Below are 14,487 nucleotides of genomic sequence, written 5' to 3'. Positions count from 1 at the left end.
TGATTTATTGATTAAAAACTTTTCCTTTTGATTCATTGTATTCCTGAATGACCTGCACACTTTCTATGCCGGTATTTACGTGACCTGATAACAGTGCTAGTGCTTTTTGGGTTTCTCTAAACGCTTCTTCGGGCGTATCGTAAGTTCCCAATTCGTTAGAAGCTATACTAGTTTTTGTTTCATTGTTGGTATAAACATACATTCCTATTCCGAGCAAAATCACTAATGAAGCCGCTAAAGACCACCAAACGGGTTTTGAAATAGCCTCTTTTTGGGTAGGTAATTCTGGTAATTCTTTAGGGTTTATTTGTTCTTTTGCTAAAGAGAAATAACCAAACATTGGTTTGTATTGCTCTAAATGCTGCGCAACATTCAATGAAGAAAAATAATTCGTCAATTCTTTTTCCTCGGCAATACTAGTTTCTCCTTGAAAGTATTTTTCTAAAAGCTCTTCTATTTTATACAGTTCCATAACGGTGTGTTTTTATCATATGCTCTCTAATGGTTTTTCTAGCCCTAGAGAGTGCCACGCGAATGGCGGTTTCATTCATTTCTAATAATTTGGCGATTTCTTCAAACTCATATTGTTCTACTTCTCGAAGCTGAATAATCATACGTTGCTGTTCTGGCAACTGATCAATTATTTTAGCCACCCAATTCAAACTATCATTGTCTTCAACTTTTTGCTGCAAGCTTGGTTCTCGATCGGTGTAATTGTTATGTACAATTCTCAAATTACTGGAACGTTTTGCTTTCAACTGATCCAAACAATGATTCTTAGTCATGGTCATGGCCAAGGCTTCAACGCTAGCATAACCGGATAAACTTTCATTTTTATTCCACAACTTTACCAAAACATCTTGTGTAGCATCTTCAGCCTCCTCGGTACTAACGAGTAATCGTTTGGCCAATCGAAAGACCTTGTCTTTGAAAGGAGTAATCAATTGTACAAACTCATTTTGGTTCATTCTAATAGTTATTTCTAGCGGTTCATATAAGCAAGACGAACGACAATTATTTTTGTTACAAACAATAAAAAAATAATTTTAAAGTTAGTATTTTTACAAAAACTAATTCCATTTAACCTCAATTTATGAAAACTACCTATAAAATTGTATTCCTTTTATTTACAAGCCTTTTCATTTTACAGAGTTGTCAAAAAGACGAAGATGATATTGCTGCACCAAAAGCCTTAGAAATTCAGAACTTTGTTTGGAAAGGGATGAATCAATATTACTTATGGCAAAGTGATGTGCCTAATTTGGCCGATGATAAATTTAAAAATCAATCGGAATTAAATGCCTTTCTAAAAAATTACAGCACCCCAGAAAGTTTATTCGAAGCCTTACGAGTAGACAAATCCATCGATCGTTTTAGCTGGATTGTTGATGATTATGTTTCGTTAGAGCAATCCTTTCAAGGCACTACTAAAAACGATGGTGTAGATTTTGGCTTAAGCTACAAACCAGGAAGTACTACCGAAATTTTTGGTTATGTTCGTTACATTATCCCTGGATCTGATGCTTCGTCCAAAGCTATTAAACGTGGTGATATGTTTACAGCCGTAAACGGAACCCAATTAACTGCCAGTAACTACCAAACTTTATTGTTAAATGCCGAAAGCTACACCTTGAATTTAGCCGATTATAACGGTTCGACCATTGTGAGCAACGGAAAATCTGTTGCTCTAACCAAAACCGTCTTGAACGAGAACCCAATTTTAATTAATAAAGTAATCGAAACGGGAGGAAAAAAAATAGGATACTTGATGTACAACGGCTTTTTTGCTAATTATGACACCCAACTCAACGAAGCTTTTGCAAGTTTAAAGTCACAAGGCATCACCGATTTAGTTTTGGACCTACGCTATAATGGAGGAGGTTCTGTACAAACCGCTACTCGATTAGCAAGTATGATTACTGGACAATTCACTGGAAAAGTATTTGCTAAACAACAATGGAACGAAAAAGTTGAGGCTTATTTCAGTACTAATAATCCAGACGCGCTCAAAAACTTTTTCACTGATAAAATTGAAAGCACACCAATCAATAGTTTGAATTTAACCAAAGTATACATTATCACCACAAAAAGTACGGCTTCTGCTAGTGAATTAGTAATTAATGGCTTGAAACCTTTTATCAATGTCGTTCAAATTGGGGATGTTACCACTGGTAAAAACGTAGGATCAATTACTTTGTATGATTCTCCAACTTTTCAAAAAGAAAACGTAAACCCTTCTCACAAATATGCCATGCAACCTCTGGTGCTCAAGATTGTAAACGCTGATGGCTTTGGTGACTACCAAAGTGGTTTAACTCCAACTTTCCAACAAGCAGAAACCATAAGTACTTTTGGAGTTTTGGGGGATGTTAACGAGCCTTTGTTAAAACTAGCCATCGGAAAAATTACAGGTACGTCAAAAGCAATCCCTGCCACCAAAGGTAAAACATTTGAATTTTTTAAAGATGGTAAATCCATCAGAGGCTTTAGAAACGACATGTATTTAGAAACTATTCCTGAAGGTTTATTAAAATCATTGTAAAAAATAGGAGATCACTCCTCTCCAAACAAAAAAAGGCGTTTTCATTTCGAAAACGCCTTTTTTGTTTTTAAGCTAACCCTATTAATTATTAAAATAGAATCCGTTTGGTCCAACTCCTACTGTTATTTCTTTTTGCAAAGCACCAGTTAAAGAATACACATAGGCCTTACTATTCGAAGCGAAGTCCCCTCCATCAGCAATGTAAATTTTATCATTCTCTACCGCAAAACCATACATCACTCCATATTGAGAAGTAGACGAGTAGTTAAAAATAGGTTTGTCTGAAGGCTGTGTTGCCGTGATATCCATACTATACACTCCAGTATCTTTTGTGAAATAGATTTTAGAACCATAGATATCCAAATTTCCTGCATCTGTCAAAGCCGTTGGAAACACCACTTCTGTAACCGATTTATCCGATAATTTCACTTTTACAATTTTGCTTGCACTTCCGTAAGGAGCCGCTAACACATACAAAACACCGTTTTTTACTTCCATTGTATTGGCGCTTGACCCAACGGTTATTGGTGTTTCTAAAGCCTTAGTTGTCGTATTTACAACCAAAACTTTGTCGCTATTATAAGGTTCTGTGATGTACAACTTATCACCTTCTAAAACAATACGATTGGCGGTAGCATTCAAGTTAATTTTAGATTCCACTTTATTCGTGGCCAAATCGATAACAGCTACAAAATCATCAGTGTTTCCTGATGTTCCTCCATAGGTATTAGCATTGGTTACATAAGCTTTACCATTTTTCACTACTCCATATCTTGGCGTGATTAAACCTGTTTCGATTTTAGCTAATAACTTAAACGTATAACGATTCACTACATTAATCACATTAGAACCACCTGCAATCACATAGGCTTTATCCCCATAAAAAAAGATATTTTGTACATATAGTCCAAAAAAATCACCTCCGTTTTCTGCTCCATACACATCTTGTTTAAAAGTAGTCAAATCATCTCCTAAAAACGATACAGAACTATTTCCTGAACCATTGCCTTCATTTAGAATGAATACGCCATTATCATAATTCCCTTTAGACACATTTTCGTTGTCGTCGTTTGTACAAGATGCCAAAAAGGCAAAAGTAAAGGCTACTAATAAAACTCTAGTTAACTTCATTATATTAAAATTTAAAGATTAGATACAAATTAAAATTACGTCCGGGCATCATTCTATTTTCCAGACTTTCATATTTTTCATTCCAAAGATTAAGCACTTGAGCGCCAATTTTTATTGGATTACGTTTAAAAAATTCATAATCTACGCCCACATTAGCAACCCAATACGAAGGAACGATAGCGCTAGGATCGTTATCGGATTGCGTATAGACAAAACCATTAAATAGGAATTGATAATTGGCACTCCATTTTTTATAACTGTAGGCCAAAGCAGCGGTAGCTTTGTGATAAGGCACAAAAAACAATTGCTTTTGGGTTTCCTCATTCTTAGAAATGGTATACGCATACGTCCCATTGATTTGCCAAATGCTCTTCCCAAATTGTTGTTTCCAAGCCAATAAAGCTTCTATTCCATAAGCGGCTACGCGATCCGTATTTTGAGGAGACCAAATCCCATTATTCCCCGGAACCCAACGCAGCAAATCTTTAATTTTATTGTAATAGGCCGTTTGCGTCAAACTGATATTTTTATAAGTAAAAACATTGGCTAGTTCGCCTTGGTACGCACTTTCGGGTTTTAAATTGGGATTACCGCCTTCTTCCCAATACAAATCATTGTAGGTAGGAATGCGGAAATTGTGCGAAACATTGACTTTTAATTGGTACCAAGGTGCGATGCGCAAAGCACTTCCAGCCGAAAAAAGAACAGGCGATTTATAATTATTGGTAAACTCCTTACGAATCCCCAATTCATTTTGCCATTTCGAATCGATTTCATATTTGACCAACACAGATGCTGCACCAATCTGTCTTTCGTGGTATCCAAATCCAGAGCCTTTACCTTGGGTTGTATTGTATTCTAAAATCGTATTTATCAAAAATGAGGGCGATGCCTGAAAACTGACATCTGCTTTGGTAATCCAAGTCTTAGAATCCCCAAAACTGTATTGTTGTAGCGACTTGTTCGGATAATACTGATAGCCTTCGGTGAGGTAAGCCATCTTACCATTCATCGTCCATTGGTCAAAAACACCATTGTATTCCAACAAATTTCTGCTAAAATCATTCTTGTATTTCGTTCTTGACTCCGAGGGCGATAGCAAAGAAATATTCCTATCGGTATTCGAAGACTGACTGTATGCTTTTAGTATTTGTTTGTCCGAAATTTCAAAACCAATTGCTGCATTAAACCCAATCACTTCATACTCCCCGTTTTCATTAAAACGTTGATTGCCTTTCCAATCAAAAAGACCAGGATAGTCGTAATCGTTATCAGAATAGTTTCTGGAAAAACCAATTTGAGTCGACCATTTTGTATTTGAAAACTGGCTGTTATAATGTATGCCCTGCGTGTTGAAACTTCCATAATCCAGACGCAATTGATTTGAAAAAGAACGCTCAAATCGCAAGTCATTGTTCAAATGCACCGTGCCACCAATAGCCCCACTGCCATAAATCACACTTCCTCCACCTCCTTTGACAGCAATCGAATTATAATCCGTTCCTGAAATTGTATTAAAATCGGTACTCCCATTCATTTGGGAATTGATGTTGATGCCGTTCCAAATCACCGCAGTTTGCGACGCAGTGGTTCCCCTAAAAGCCACTGTCGAAAGCATCCCACGACCGTATTCTTTAAAATACAAAACCGAATTGTAATTGAGTAAATTGGTCAGCAACGCACTATTTTTAGACAAAATAGAATCATTCAAACTAAGAATCGTTTGAGAACTAGAGAATTTGCGCAGCTTCGCATCAGCTATGACGACTTCTTTTAAGCGAGTAATCGAATCATTCTGAGCAAAAATCAGTTGACTTGCCAGCAAGCAAAAACAAAGAAAAGATTTAAAATGTGCCATAATTTCCTGAACCTTTTTTCCCGAAAGTTCGCTATTGGTTGAGAAAAAAGGCAGGTCTCCTGGCTTGCGTCTTGTTGTTGACCTTCCCATTCCAAGTTAGAAGTTAGAAGTTAGAGCTTAGAAGTTATACTTCTATTTCTAATTTCTAATTTCCCACTTTATAAAACAGTGGCTTTGTAGATAACAACAAGCTTAGTAGCTTACAGTTGCGGGTACAGCTTAGGTTTTAAACCTAATTCCCTTTTAATGCGTCTTCTAAAAAAAGTAAAACGCAACCTCAATTCGGATGCAAATATAGCCTTAAAAAAATGGAATACTAAAATTAAAACTCAAAAAACAAGCAAAAAAAACCATAAACCATTACAATACAACAACATAAACCACCCCATTCATAATTTGGGCGTGCCCCTCCTGAAAAAGTCGGGTCGGGCTGTACGTTCCCGCTTCCCGATAGAAAAAATCGGGAGAGCTCCACTGCCATCCCTCACGCAAACCCTTCTTAACGAGTATACTCCACTTTCACTACCAATCCGTAATCCAAAGGTGTAACAAAAGCCTCCTGCAATGGAATGTTATTTATTCTACACAAAACACTTCGAATCACCCCAGAATGCGTCACTAAAATCAGCGGTTTTTCATTGGGTTTTTCTAATTCCTCCTCCAAAAATTCCCAAACTCGTTGGTTCAAATCGATAAATGATTCGCCATTGGGCACCGCAACATTCACAAAATCATTCATCCACGGGTCCAAAACAGTCCTCGGAATGGCGTTCCAAGCTTGCAATTCCCAGTCCCCAAAATGCATCTCTTTCAATCGAGGTTCTTCGGCAATTATTGGAATTCCTTTAGCTTTTTGAATATGCTGTGCCAAAATCGAACAGCGTTGCAACGGACTCGTATATAAAACGCCTTGCTCTGGCAATTGCTCCAAAATCGCATCAAAAATCGCATCATATGGAGCTCGAATGCCAACATCGCTTTGGCCATAACAAATCCCTTTTTCACAAACGGTTTCGGTGTGGCGCACTAAATAAATTTCCATATCGCTAGTAAGGTTAGGTAAAAAATAACTTCACATACTTGTTGTGTGGCTCCCAAACAATCACCCGTGTAGCCGTCAATCCATTTCTGGAAATAACGAGCCAAAAAATAACGGGCCAAAAAAACAGGTAATACCACCAACCCAATAATCGCGTGACTCGTCATCAAAACCAGCAAAGGTAATAGCCCAAAAAACAAAGCGCCCAAAACTTCTTTCCAAGAATACTGTTGCGCAATGGGTTTGCTTTTACTCGTAGCATCCTCGCGAGAATATTCGTGAGTAAACACAATCGAAATCGCCGCCAATCGACTCAAAGAATGCCCTGTTATGAAAACCAAAAAAAGAGTGAAAAGTGAATGGTAATTTGTGAGTAGTGAATCGTCTTTGGCCAAAGTGACCAAACTCATATACTTCAGCAAAAAAAGCAATACCAAACCAATCGCACCATAAGCACCAATAGCGCTGTCTTTCATAATGGTTAAAATCTTAGTTTTAGTCCAACCCCCACCAAATCCGTCGCAGACATCGGCAAAACCATCTTCGTGAAAAGCGCCTGTAACCAACACACTCGCAATCATCGAAAGAATCACCCCAATCTCAGCATTCCACAACCAAGACGCCGCAACATACACTCCAAAAGCGATTGCCCCCACAATCCAACCAATTAATGGAAAATAACGAGACGCTTTGTTCAAATAATCAGGATTATGGTCAATGTTCTTCGGACACGGAATTCGGGTATAGAACATCAAAGCGGTAAAAAAGATGTGGAGTTGTTTTTTCATTTATTATCAACCATTTTAAATCCATATTTTAAAATAAATTCGTCATACTCTTCTTGAAATGACTTCTTTTTATGATGTTCCTCTTGATTTTTAATATAATCTCTAACTTTATCAAGAATCGATTCAGACACAGAAACTGCAAAATATTCCTCCTGCCATTGAAATTTTTCTTTAGTCAATTCATTTTTGTTAATCCAAAAAGAGGATTCTCCTTTGATAAGCTGAATTACTTTTTGAATGTTCTGGTCCACACCTAAGGAAATCAAACAATGACAGTGGTCAGAATATCCATTTATAAAATCAATATAAATTCCTTTTTGAATGGCGTTCTCTCTTATATGGTTCCAAACTTTTTGGCGTAATTCAATAGAATCTAAATACGGAATTCTATTTTTAGTACTCCAAACACAATGAAGATAGACTTTTACAAATGGCATTCTTATATTTTTAGTTTAAAATTCGGCTCAAACCAATTTAGAGATTTTATTTTAAAGAATGAGCTAAAGCCCATTCCTATTCAAATTTTGCAATAAAATAGACACTATTTTTATTATTCATTTTTTTGAATTGCTTCCAAATTTATCTGGAGGAATAAAATTAGCATTTGCTTCAAAATGGCTTTAGCCAAAATAACAATAGTTTGGCTAAAGCCCAATATTAAAATCATTCTAAAGGATGGGTTAAAACCCATCCCTATTCAAATTTTGCAATCAAAACAGAGAATTTTATATTTCATCTTTTAAACTACCTCCAGATTTATCCAAAACAATGTTTTTATTATTCCTCAATTTGAATTGCTTCCAAATTTATCTAAAACAATGTTTTTTATAATTCTCTCTTTTGAATTGCCTCCAGATCTATCTGGATGAATAAAATTAGTATTTGTCACAAATTGGCTTTAGCCAAAACAATTATTCCTTTCTGTTATTCACCCCAGCCGATTCAAAACTGGCCATCTCATTTAAAAACGCTACTGCTGATTGTACTAAAGGAAAAGCCAAAGCACAACCCGTTCCTTCTCCCAAGCGCAATTGGAGGTGCAACAATGCTTTTGCTCCTAGATACTCCAAGAGCTGTTGGTGTCCTTTTTCAGCCGAGGCGTGGCAAAAAACAGCATTGCTCAGAATAGCGGGGTTTTTCTTAAAAGCAATCAAAAAGGCTACTGTCGCAATAAATCCATCGACCAAAATCAACATCTTATTTTTATGTGCTTCGAGCATTCCGCCAGCTATTTGCAGGATTTCGAAACCTCCAAAATACGCCAAAATCGAGTCTAAATCGGTAGCGCCTTTATAATTGGCAATCGCTGTTGTTAAAATTTGATGTTTGTTTTGCAGCTTTTCATCTGAAACCCCCGTTCCTTTTCCGATACAATCTACTAAGGGAATTTGGGTCAGAAAATGCATTACTACCGAAGCGGTCGCTGTATTCCCAATCCCCATTTCTCCAAAACCGATGCAATTTGTGCCTGATTGCGCAATTTGAGTCACAACAGCAGCGCCCTTCGAAAAACAAGTCGCTACTTCTAAAGGACTCATCGCAGCGGTATGTAAAAACGACTGCGTGCCTTTGCCAATTTTATTATGAATCAACTTCGTGTTAGTAGGAAAATCATAATTCACCCCCGCATCTACAATCGATAGTTCGATTTGGTTTTGGGTACAAAACACGTTGATTGCTGCTCCCCCTTCCAAAAAATTAGTTACCATTTGTCGGGTTACTTCTTGTGGATAGGCACTTACGCCGTGATTGGCAATACCGTGGTCCGCAGCAAAAACGACCAAATGCGGTTGTTTAATTTGAGGCGAAGTAGTTTGAAACACCATCCCTATTTGGTGAGCGAGTGCTTCTAAATCTCCCAAGGCTCCTGTAGGCTTAGTTTTGTTATCGATTTTGTGTTGCAATTGGTTCGATAAAATCGCGTTGGACTCCGTTACTTTTTCTTCGGAGGAGGAAATTATAGTTTCTTTTGATTGTATCGAATCAATCGTAGTGACAGAAGGAAATGTCTCTTTTTTCTTCCAACCTAGTTGTTGCAACATCGGCTGATGCTCATAATTAGAGGCAGGTTTACCTACGCAAAAATAGCCCAAGGGTTCTATATTTTCGGGTAATCCCAAAATAGATTTGAATTCGTGATAGTTTAGAATCGACACCCATCCCATAGAATAGCCTTGTTCGGTTAAGGATAACCAAATGTTTTGTGCCGTACAAACCGCGCTAAACTTAATCGCTTCATTACTCCCCACCGTTCCGATGGTAAAGCTATTCAGCACCGAGCGGTCGTAAGCAATGACCAATCCCACAGGGGCTTCTTCGATGGCTTCGAGTTTTAGGGCTTGGTATTGTTGCTTTTGTTGCTCGTTATCGGTGGCATTGGCTGCTTTTTTATCGTAGTCTTCAAACAAAAGCTTGATTGCTTTTTTGACTTCGGAGGAACGTATAAAGTAATATCGAGTGGCATCGGTAAGTCCGACAGAAGGTGCGTAATGACCAGCTTGTAATGCTTTTTGCAAGACATATTCTGGCACTTCGTCGGTGGTGAAGTGGCGGGTATCGCGACGGGATTGTATGATTTCTTGTAGTGTCATAGTCTTTTTTTGCGTTAGGGATGGTAGTGGCATCCTTTACTGCCGGGGTTCGGCAGTAAAGATATAACGAACAGCCCGGCCCTTGTGGAAACGCCCAAATCTATTTTAGTATAGGTTCTAACTCAAATAGTATGGATACAAATTTCGACACGAATTACACGAAAACTATTCAATTTAAAATATAATTACACAAATATCTTTGGCGTCAATACATTTATGTATTTAAAATGGTCTCTTTTTGGTGTCAATTAGTGTAATTCGTGTTTACTTTTATTATCAATTACAAACCCAAACAATTGGAGTAGCATCTTATTTTATACTTCGCCTTTAATCACCATTGGGATTCCAGCTACCATAAAAACCACGGTATCGGCTTTTTGGGCGATGTATTGATTGGTCCAGCCTTGCAACTCGGTGAATTTTCGACCGATGTGTGTATCTGCGTGCAAGCCCATCCCGATTTCGTTCGAAACGATAATGATGGTGGTGTTGGGTTGCTGTGCAAGGGCATCAATTTCTTTCTTGGCTTGTGCCAAACACAAATCGATGTCGTTTTTGTTGTCTACAAAAAAATTGGTCAACCACAGAGTCACACAATCGATGACAGCCACACGGTCTTCGAAATTGATCTCGCTCAGGAATTTTTCCTTTTCGATGTTTTCCCAACGTTCGTCACGGTCTTTTTGGTGTCTGTCGATGCGATTTTTAAAATCGGCATCCCACTGACGCGCTGTGGCTACATATATTGGATGATCCGACTTTTCTTTGGCTATTTTTTCAGCAAAACCGCTCTTTCCAGAACGTTCTCCTCCAGTAATCAAGTACATCATTTGGGATAATTTATGGCTTCATTAAAGAGCAAAGATAGTCTTTGTTGAATTTTTTAGTGTTAAAAATAAACAAGAAATTTTAGTTTTTGCGTTACATTTGCTCCTATCAAAATTTGATTATGAAGACTAAAATTGTTCTTATTACTTTTGTTAGCTTGCTACTCTCTTTGAGTGCTTGCGAGAAAAAAGGAAACACTACCCCTCTTTCGGAAACGGCTGCCACCAATAGTATTCGCTATGCTTCTGGACTTTCGATACAGAAAAACCAAGGATTTTCGGTGGTAACGGTTCGCAATGCTTGGCCTGATGCGAAACAGAACTTCACTTATATTTTAAAAGAAAAAAACGGCATTGTTCCAGATAGTTTACAAAAATACCCAACAATCCCTGTGCCTTTACAAAGCATAGTGGTGACTTCGACTACCAATATTCCGTTTTTGGAGATGTTGGGTGTGGAGCAAAAATTACTTGGCTTTCCGCACACCGATTATATTTCGTCTCCAAAAACACGACAACTAATCGATGCAGGAAAGGTGAAAAATATTGGACAAAATGAAAAATTAGACACCGAACAATTGATTGATTTGAGTCCTAATTTGATTGTGGCTTTTGGTATTGATAATTCGAATCCCACGATTGATAACTTACAAAAAAGCGGTTTAAAAGTACTCATTCAAGCCGATTGGATGGAACAAACGCCACTAGGCAAAGCCGAATGGATTAAATTGTACGGCGCTTTGTTTGGCAAAGAAAAAGAAGCTGAAGTTTTATTTAATGACATCGTAAAAAGTTACAACGAAACACTAGCCTTGGTCCCTCAAAAAAAGACAAATCCAACCGTATTGTATGGTTCGATGTACCAAGAACAATGGTTTGTGGCCAAAGGCGACAGCTGGGTGGCACAGTTTTTAAAAGATGCCAAATCTAATTATTTGTGGAGCACTACCAAAGGAACAGGAAGCTTGTCGTTGCCCTTTGAGAAGATTTTGGAAAAAGCCCAAAAAGCTGAGTATTGGATTGCCACGGGCTCCTTCAAAAACTTAGCGGAATTGCAAAATAGCAATCCGCATTACCAACAATTTGATGCTGTGAAAAACAAAAACGTCTATACTTTTGAAAACAAACACGGAGCCACCGGTGGTACTGTTTATTATGAATTGGCAGCAAGTAGACCCGATTTGGTCTTGAAAGATTATATCAAAATTTTCCATCCCGAATTACTTCCGAATTATACGTTTACCTTTGCCGAAAAATTACAATAAATTGAGGTCTTACTACACACATACTCTTCTTTTTATCACCTTAAGTCTAGGATTATTTGGGCTGTTTGTGGGCAATATTTGTTATGGCTCTATCGCTATTCCTGCTAAAGAAGTTTTAAAAAGTTTATTAGGACAAACCGCTTCCAAAGACACTTGGGAATACATTATCTTACATTATCGTTTGCCCAAAGCGATTACGGCTGTATTGGTTGGTATGGGCTTATCGATGAGTGGTCTATTGATGCAAACGTTGTTTAGAAATCCAATGGCTGGACCCTATGTGTTGGGATTGAGTTCTGGTGCCAGTTTAGGAGTTGCTTTTGTGATTTTGGGTGCTGGTTTTATGCCTTCCTTTTTAATTCCCTTGTTGCTTTCGAACTATGGTATTGTTTTAGCTTCGACCATTGGAAGCAGCAGTGTACTATTACTAGTTCTCATTGTATCGCAACGTTTACGTGATACTATGGCGATACTCATTATTGGCCTTATGTTTGGCAGCTTAACTTCGGCCATTGTTGGGACACTCACCTATTTTAGTTCGGCGGAGCAATTGCAAAAATTCACCTTTTGGTCGTTGGGGAATTTAGGAAACTTATCTTGGGAATCGGTGTCGATTTTGAGTCTTTGTGTGGGAATTGGACTGGTTCTAAGTGCCTTTAGCATCAAACCGCTTAATGCTTTGCTTTTGGGTGAAAACTACGCCAAGAGTATGGGGCTCAACTACAACAAAGCACGAATGATTATTATTTTTGCCACTAGTATACTAGCTGGAAGCATTACCGCTTTTGCCGGTCCGATTGCTTTTGTTGGGTTGGCCGTTCCTCATATCGCCAAATTGACCTTCCAGACTAGTAATCATCGTGTGTTGTATTGGAGTACGCTTCTTTTTGGAGCAGGCATTATGTTGGTTTGCGATATATTTACACAAGTACCTGGCACCGAAGTGAGTCTACCCATTAATGCGGTGACTTCTATCTTAGGGGCTCCAGTGGTGATTTGGTTATTGGTTAGAAAACAAAAAATGATGGGCTAATGGAACACACTATAATCCTTCAAACCCAATCGATAAGTATTGGTTATCAAAACAAAAAAGTAAACACTCTTGTTGCTAAAGCCGTTTCTATAGCGCTAAAAAAAGGAAAACTAACGGCTTTGATCGGTGCCAACGGCATTGGAAAATCGACACTTTTAAAAACCATTACTGGAATTCAAAAGCCTCTTGAGGGTGATGTTTTGTTACACGACAAAAATATAGCAACCTTCAGCGCTTCCGATTTGTCACAAAAAATGAGTTTGGTATTGACCGAGAAATTACCTCCCAGTAATTTGACTGTATATGAATTAGTCGCATTAGGACGTCAGCCTTACACCAATTGGATTGGCACCTTAACCGAGGAAGATAAAATTCAAGTTGAAAGAGCCTTGTCGCTTACTCAAATCAGTCATTTGGCCGATAAAAAGCATTATCAAATTAGTGATGGGCAATTGCAAAAAGTACTCATTGCACGCTCTTTAGCCCAAGATACCCCTTTGATTATTTTGGATGAACCTACTACGCACTTGGATTTGCTACACAAAGTTTCGTTATTGAAACTACTCAAAAAACTTACCCACGAAACGGAAAAATGTATTCTTTTCTCTACTCACGATATCGATATGGCGATTCAATTAAGTGACGAAATGATTATTATGACGCCTGAAACCTTAGTGCAAGATGAACCTTGTAATTTGATTGCAAAAGGAAGCTTCAATACGCTTTTTAAAGATGAGCATATTGTTTTTGATGCTGAAAAAGGGAAGTTTGTGATTACGGATTAAGCCCCCTAACCCCCAAAAGGGGGAATAAAATCCTTGTTGTAAAAAAATTAAACGCTAAGTTCGCAAATTCATAACGCAAAGGGCGCAAAAAAAATAAAAACATATAAGTCATAGCAGTTTTTGAATTGACAGCTTATTTTGAACCATATAAGGCAAATAAGGGCATATAAGTTTAGTTTTGAAATCTATAGCTGAAAAAATTCAAACACAAAGATTCACAAAGAAGACACGAAGCACACTAACAATTAAACAGGTAAACAATTACTGTATATCCGTGTAATCCGTGTAATCCGTGGCAAAAAAGTTTAACCGCTAAGTTCGCAAAAAAAATAAAAACATATAAGTCATGGAAGTTTTTATGAATAGGAATGCTTATTTTGAACCATATAAGGCAAATAAGGACATATAAGTTTAGTTTTGAAATCTATAGCTGAAAAAATTCAAACACAAAGATTCACAAAAAAGACACGAAGCACACTAACAATTAAACAGTTAAACAATTGTATCGTCCTAAAAAAAGTTTACAGTTTTTAATTAATACCTAGAATAGGTTTACATTTTTTTTTAATACTAGAATTAGTTTACAATGATAGTGTTTTTTCGATAATAGTTCTTCCATAGTTTTTCT

Annotated in this window: 13 protein-coding genes and 1 riboswitch; of the genes, 4 read left to right on the top strand and 9 right to left on the bottom strand. The window is 37.5% G+C overall.

The window, feature by feature from the left end:
- Window positions 1-4: 4 nt before the first annotated feature.
- Both WFZ86_RS11115 and WFZ86_RS11110 read right to left on the bottom strand, forming a co-directional pair.
- Entirely contained in the window at window positions 5-472 is a 468-nt protein-coding gene (locus WFZ86_RS11115; protein WP_342691979.1) for a hypothetical protein, read from the bottom strand.
- Window positions 459-968 carry an RNA polymerase sigma factor gene (locus WFZ86_RS11110; protein WP_342691978.1) on the bottom strand — a complete coding sequence of 170 codons (510 nt, stop codon included), beginning with the start codon at window positions 966-968 and terminating at the stop codon, window positions 459-461. The genes WFZ86_RS11115 and WFZ86_RS11110 overlap by 14 nt, the downstream gene beginning before the upstream one ends.
- Window positions 969-1,093: 125 nt before the next feature.
- On the opposite strand from WFZ86_RS11110, the gene WFZ86_RS11105 reads away from it, so the two are divergent.
- The gene (locus WFZ86_RS11105) at window positions 1,094-2,542 is read left to right on the top strand and encodes a S41 family peptidase (protein ID WP_342691977.1); all 1,449 of its coding nucleotides are present in this window, start codon (window positions 1,094-1,096) and stop codon (window positions 2,540-2,542) included.
- A gap of 81 nt (window positions 2,543-2,623) precedes the next feature.
- Here WFZ86_RS11105 and WFZ86_RS11100 read toward each other — a convergent pair whose 3' ends face one another.
- The 7 genes from WFZ86_RS11100 to WFZ86_RS11070 all read right to left on the bottom strand — a co-directional run bounded on the left by WFZ86_RS11100 (window position 2,624) and on the right by WFZ86_RS11070 (window position 10,779).
- Window positions 2,624-3,673: a YncE family protein gene (locus tag WFZ86_RS11100; protein ID WP_342691976.1), complete on the bottom strand. Its 1,050-nt coding sequence runs from the start codon at window positions 3,671-3,673 to the stop codon at window positions 2,624-2,626.
- A 4-nt stretch (window positions 3,674-3,677) separates the two neighbouring features.
- On the bottom strand, window positions 3,678-5,531 hold the full coding sequence (locus tag WFZ86_RS11095) for a TonB-dependent receptor plug domain-containing protein (RefSeq protein ID WP_342691975.1): 1,854 nt from the start codon (window positions 5,529-5,531) through the stop codon (window positions 3,678-3,680).
- 32 nt (window positions 5,532-5,563) lie between these two features.
- Window positions 5,564-5,826: riboswitch (cobalamin riboswitch) on the bottom strand.
- A 204-nt stretch (window positions 5,827-6,030) separates the two neighbouring features.
- Window positions 6,031-6,573, bottom strand: a complete 543-nt coding sequence (gene cobC / locus WFZ86_RS11090; RefSeq protein WP_342691974.1) for an alpha-ribazole phosphatase — start codon at window positions 6,571-6,573, stop codon at window positions 6,031-6,033.
- Window positions 6,558-7,358: an adenosylcobinamide-GDP ribazoletransferase gene (locus WFZ86_RS11085; RefSeq protein WP_342691973.1), complete on the bottom strand. Its 801-nt coding sequence runs from the start codon at window positions 7,356-7,358 to the stop codon at window positions 6,558-6,560. Before WFZ86_RS11085 ends, cobC begins: the two co-directional genes overlap by 16 nt.
- Window positions 7,355-7,795, bottom strand: a complete 441-nt coding sequence (tnpA, locus tag WFZ86_RS11080) for an IS200/IS605 family transposase (protein ID WP_342691972.1) — start codon at window positions 7,793-7,795, stop codon at window positions 7,355-7,357. Before tnpA ends, WFZ86_RS11085 begins: the two co-directional genes overlap by 4 nt.
- A 474-nt stretch (window positions 7,796-8,269) precedes the next feature.
- On the bottom strand, window positions 8,270-9,949 hold the full coding sequence (gene cobT / locus WFZ86_RS11075; RefSeq protein WP_342691971.1) for a nicotinate-nucleotide--dimethylbenzimidazole phosphoribosyltransferase: 1,680 nt from the start codon (window positions 9,947-9,949) through the stop codon (window positions 8,270-8,272).
- A 314-nt stretch (window positions 9,950-10,263) separates the two neighbouring features.
- Window positions 10,264-10,779: a bifunctional adenosylcobinamide kinase/adenosylcobinamide-phosphate guanylyltransferase gene (locus tag WFZ86_RS11070; protein ID WP_342691970.1), complete on the bottom strand. Its 516-nt coding sequence runs from the start codon at window positions 10,777-10,779 to the stop codon at window positions 10,264-10,266.
- A gap of 119 nt (window positions 10,780-10,898) precedes the next feature.
- On the opposite strand from WFZ86_RS11070, the gene WFZ86_RS11065 reads away from it, so the two are divergent.
- From WFZ86_RS11065 to WFZ86_RS11055, 3 genes are read left to right on the top strand one after another with little or no spacing between them, the layout of a single operon-like run.
- A complete protein-coding gene (locus WFZ86_RS11065) occupies window positions 10,899-12,041 on the top strand; it encodes an ABC transporter substrate-binding protein (RefSeq protein ID WP_342691969.1) in 1,143 nt (380 codons plus the stop codon).
- A 1-nt stretch (window position 12,042) separates the two neighbouring features.
- A complete protein-coding gene (locus WFZ86_RS11060; protein WP_342691968.1) occupies window positions 12,043-13,074 on the top strand; it encodes an iron chelate uptake ABC transporter family permease subunit in 1,032 nt (343 codons plus the stop codon).
- Window positions 13,074-13,859 carry an ABC transporter ATP-binding protein gene (locus tag WFZ86_RS11055; protein WP_342691967.1) on the top strand — a complete coding sequence of 262 codons (786 nt, stop codon included), beginning with the start codon at window positions 13,074-13,076 and terminating at the stop codon, window positions 13,857-13,859. Before WFZ86_RS11060 ends, WFZ86_RS11055 begins: the two co-directional genes overlap by 1 nt.
- Window positions 13,860-14,487 lie beyond the last annotated feature (628 nt).

The sequence above is a fragment of the Flavobacterium polysaccharolyticum genome (genome assembly GCF_038739875.1).
Lineage (GTDB): Bacteria > Bacteroidota > Bacteroidia > Flavobacteriales > Flavobacteriaceae > Flavobacterium > Flavobacterium polysaccharolyticum.
Note: the sequence above shows the minus strand (reverse complement) of the source record. Positions and strands in the feature narration are given on the sequence as shown.

Excerpts from the sequence above, each read along its gene's own strand:
- WFZ86_RS11115 (WP_342691979.1), bottom strand. The coding sequence starts at position 472 with ATGGAACTGTATAAAATAGAAGAGCTTTTAGAAAAATACTTTCAAGGA.
- WFZ86_RS11110 (WP_342691978.1), bottom strand. The coding sequence starts at position 968 with ATGAACCAAAATGAGTTTGTACAATTGATTACTCCTTTCAAAGACAAG.
- WFZ86_RS11105 (WP_342691977.1), top strand. The coding sequence starts at position 1,094 with ATGAAAACTACCTATAAAATTGTATTCCTTTTATTTACAAGCCTTTTC.
- WFZ86_RS11100 (WP_342691976.1), bottom strand. The coding sequence starts at position 3,673 with ATGAAGTTAACTAGAGTTTTATTAGTAGCCTTTACTTTTGCCTTTTTG.
- WFZ86_RS11095 (WP_342691975.1), bottom strand. The coding sequence starts at position 5,531 with ATGGCACATTTTAAATCTTTTCTTTGTTTTTGCTTGCTGGCAAGTCAA.
- cobC (WP_342691974.1), bottom strand. The coding sequence starts at position 6,573 with ATGGAAATTTATTTAGTGCGCCACACCGAAACCGTTTGTGAAAAAGGG.
- WFZ86_RS11085 (WP_342691973.1), bottom strand. The coding sequence starts at position 7,358 with ATGAAAAAACAACTCCACATCTTTTTTACCGCTTTGATGTTCTATACC.
- tnpA (WP_342691972.1), bottom strand. The coding sequence starts at position 7,795 with ATGCCATTTGTAAAAGTCTATCTTCATTGTGTTTGGAGTACTAAAAAT.
- cobT (WP_342691971.1), bottom strand. The coding sequence starts at position 9,949 with ATGACACTACAAGAAATCATACAATCCCGTCGCGATACCCGCCACTTC.
- WFZ86_RS11070 (WP_342691970.1), bottom strand. The coding sequence starts at position 10,779 with ATGATGTACTTGATTACTGGAGGAGAACGTTCTGGAAAGAGCGGTTTT.
- WFZ86_RS11065 (WP_342691969.1), top strand. The coding sequence starts at position 10,899 with ATGAAGACTAAAATTGTTCTTATTACTTTTGTTAGCTTGCTACTCTCT.
- WFZ86_RS11055 (WP_342691967.1), top strand. The coding sequence starts at position 13,074 with ATGGAACACACTATAATCCTTCAAACCCAATCGATAAGTATTGGTTAT.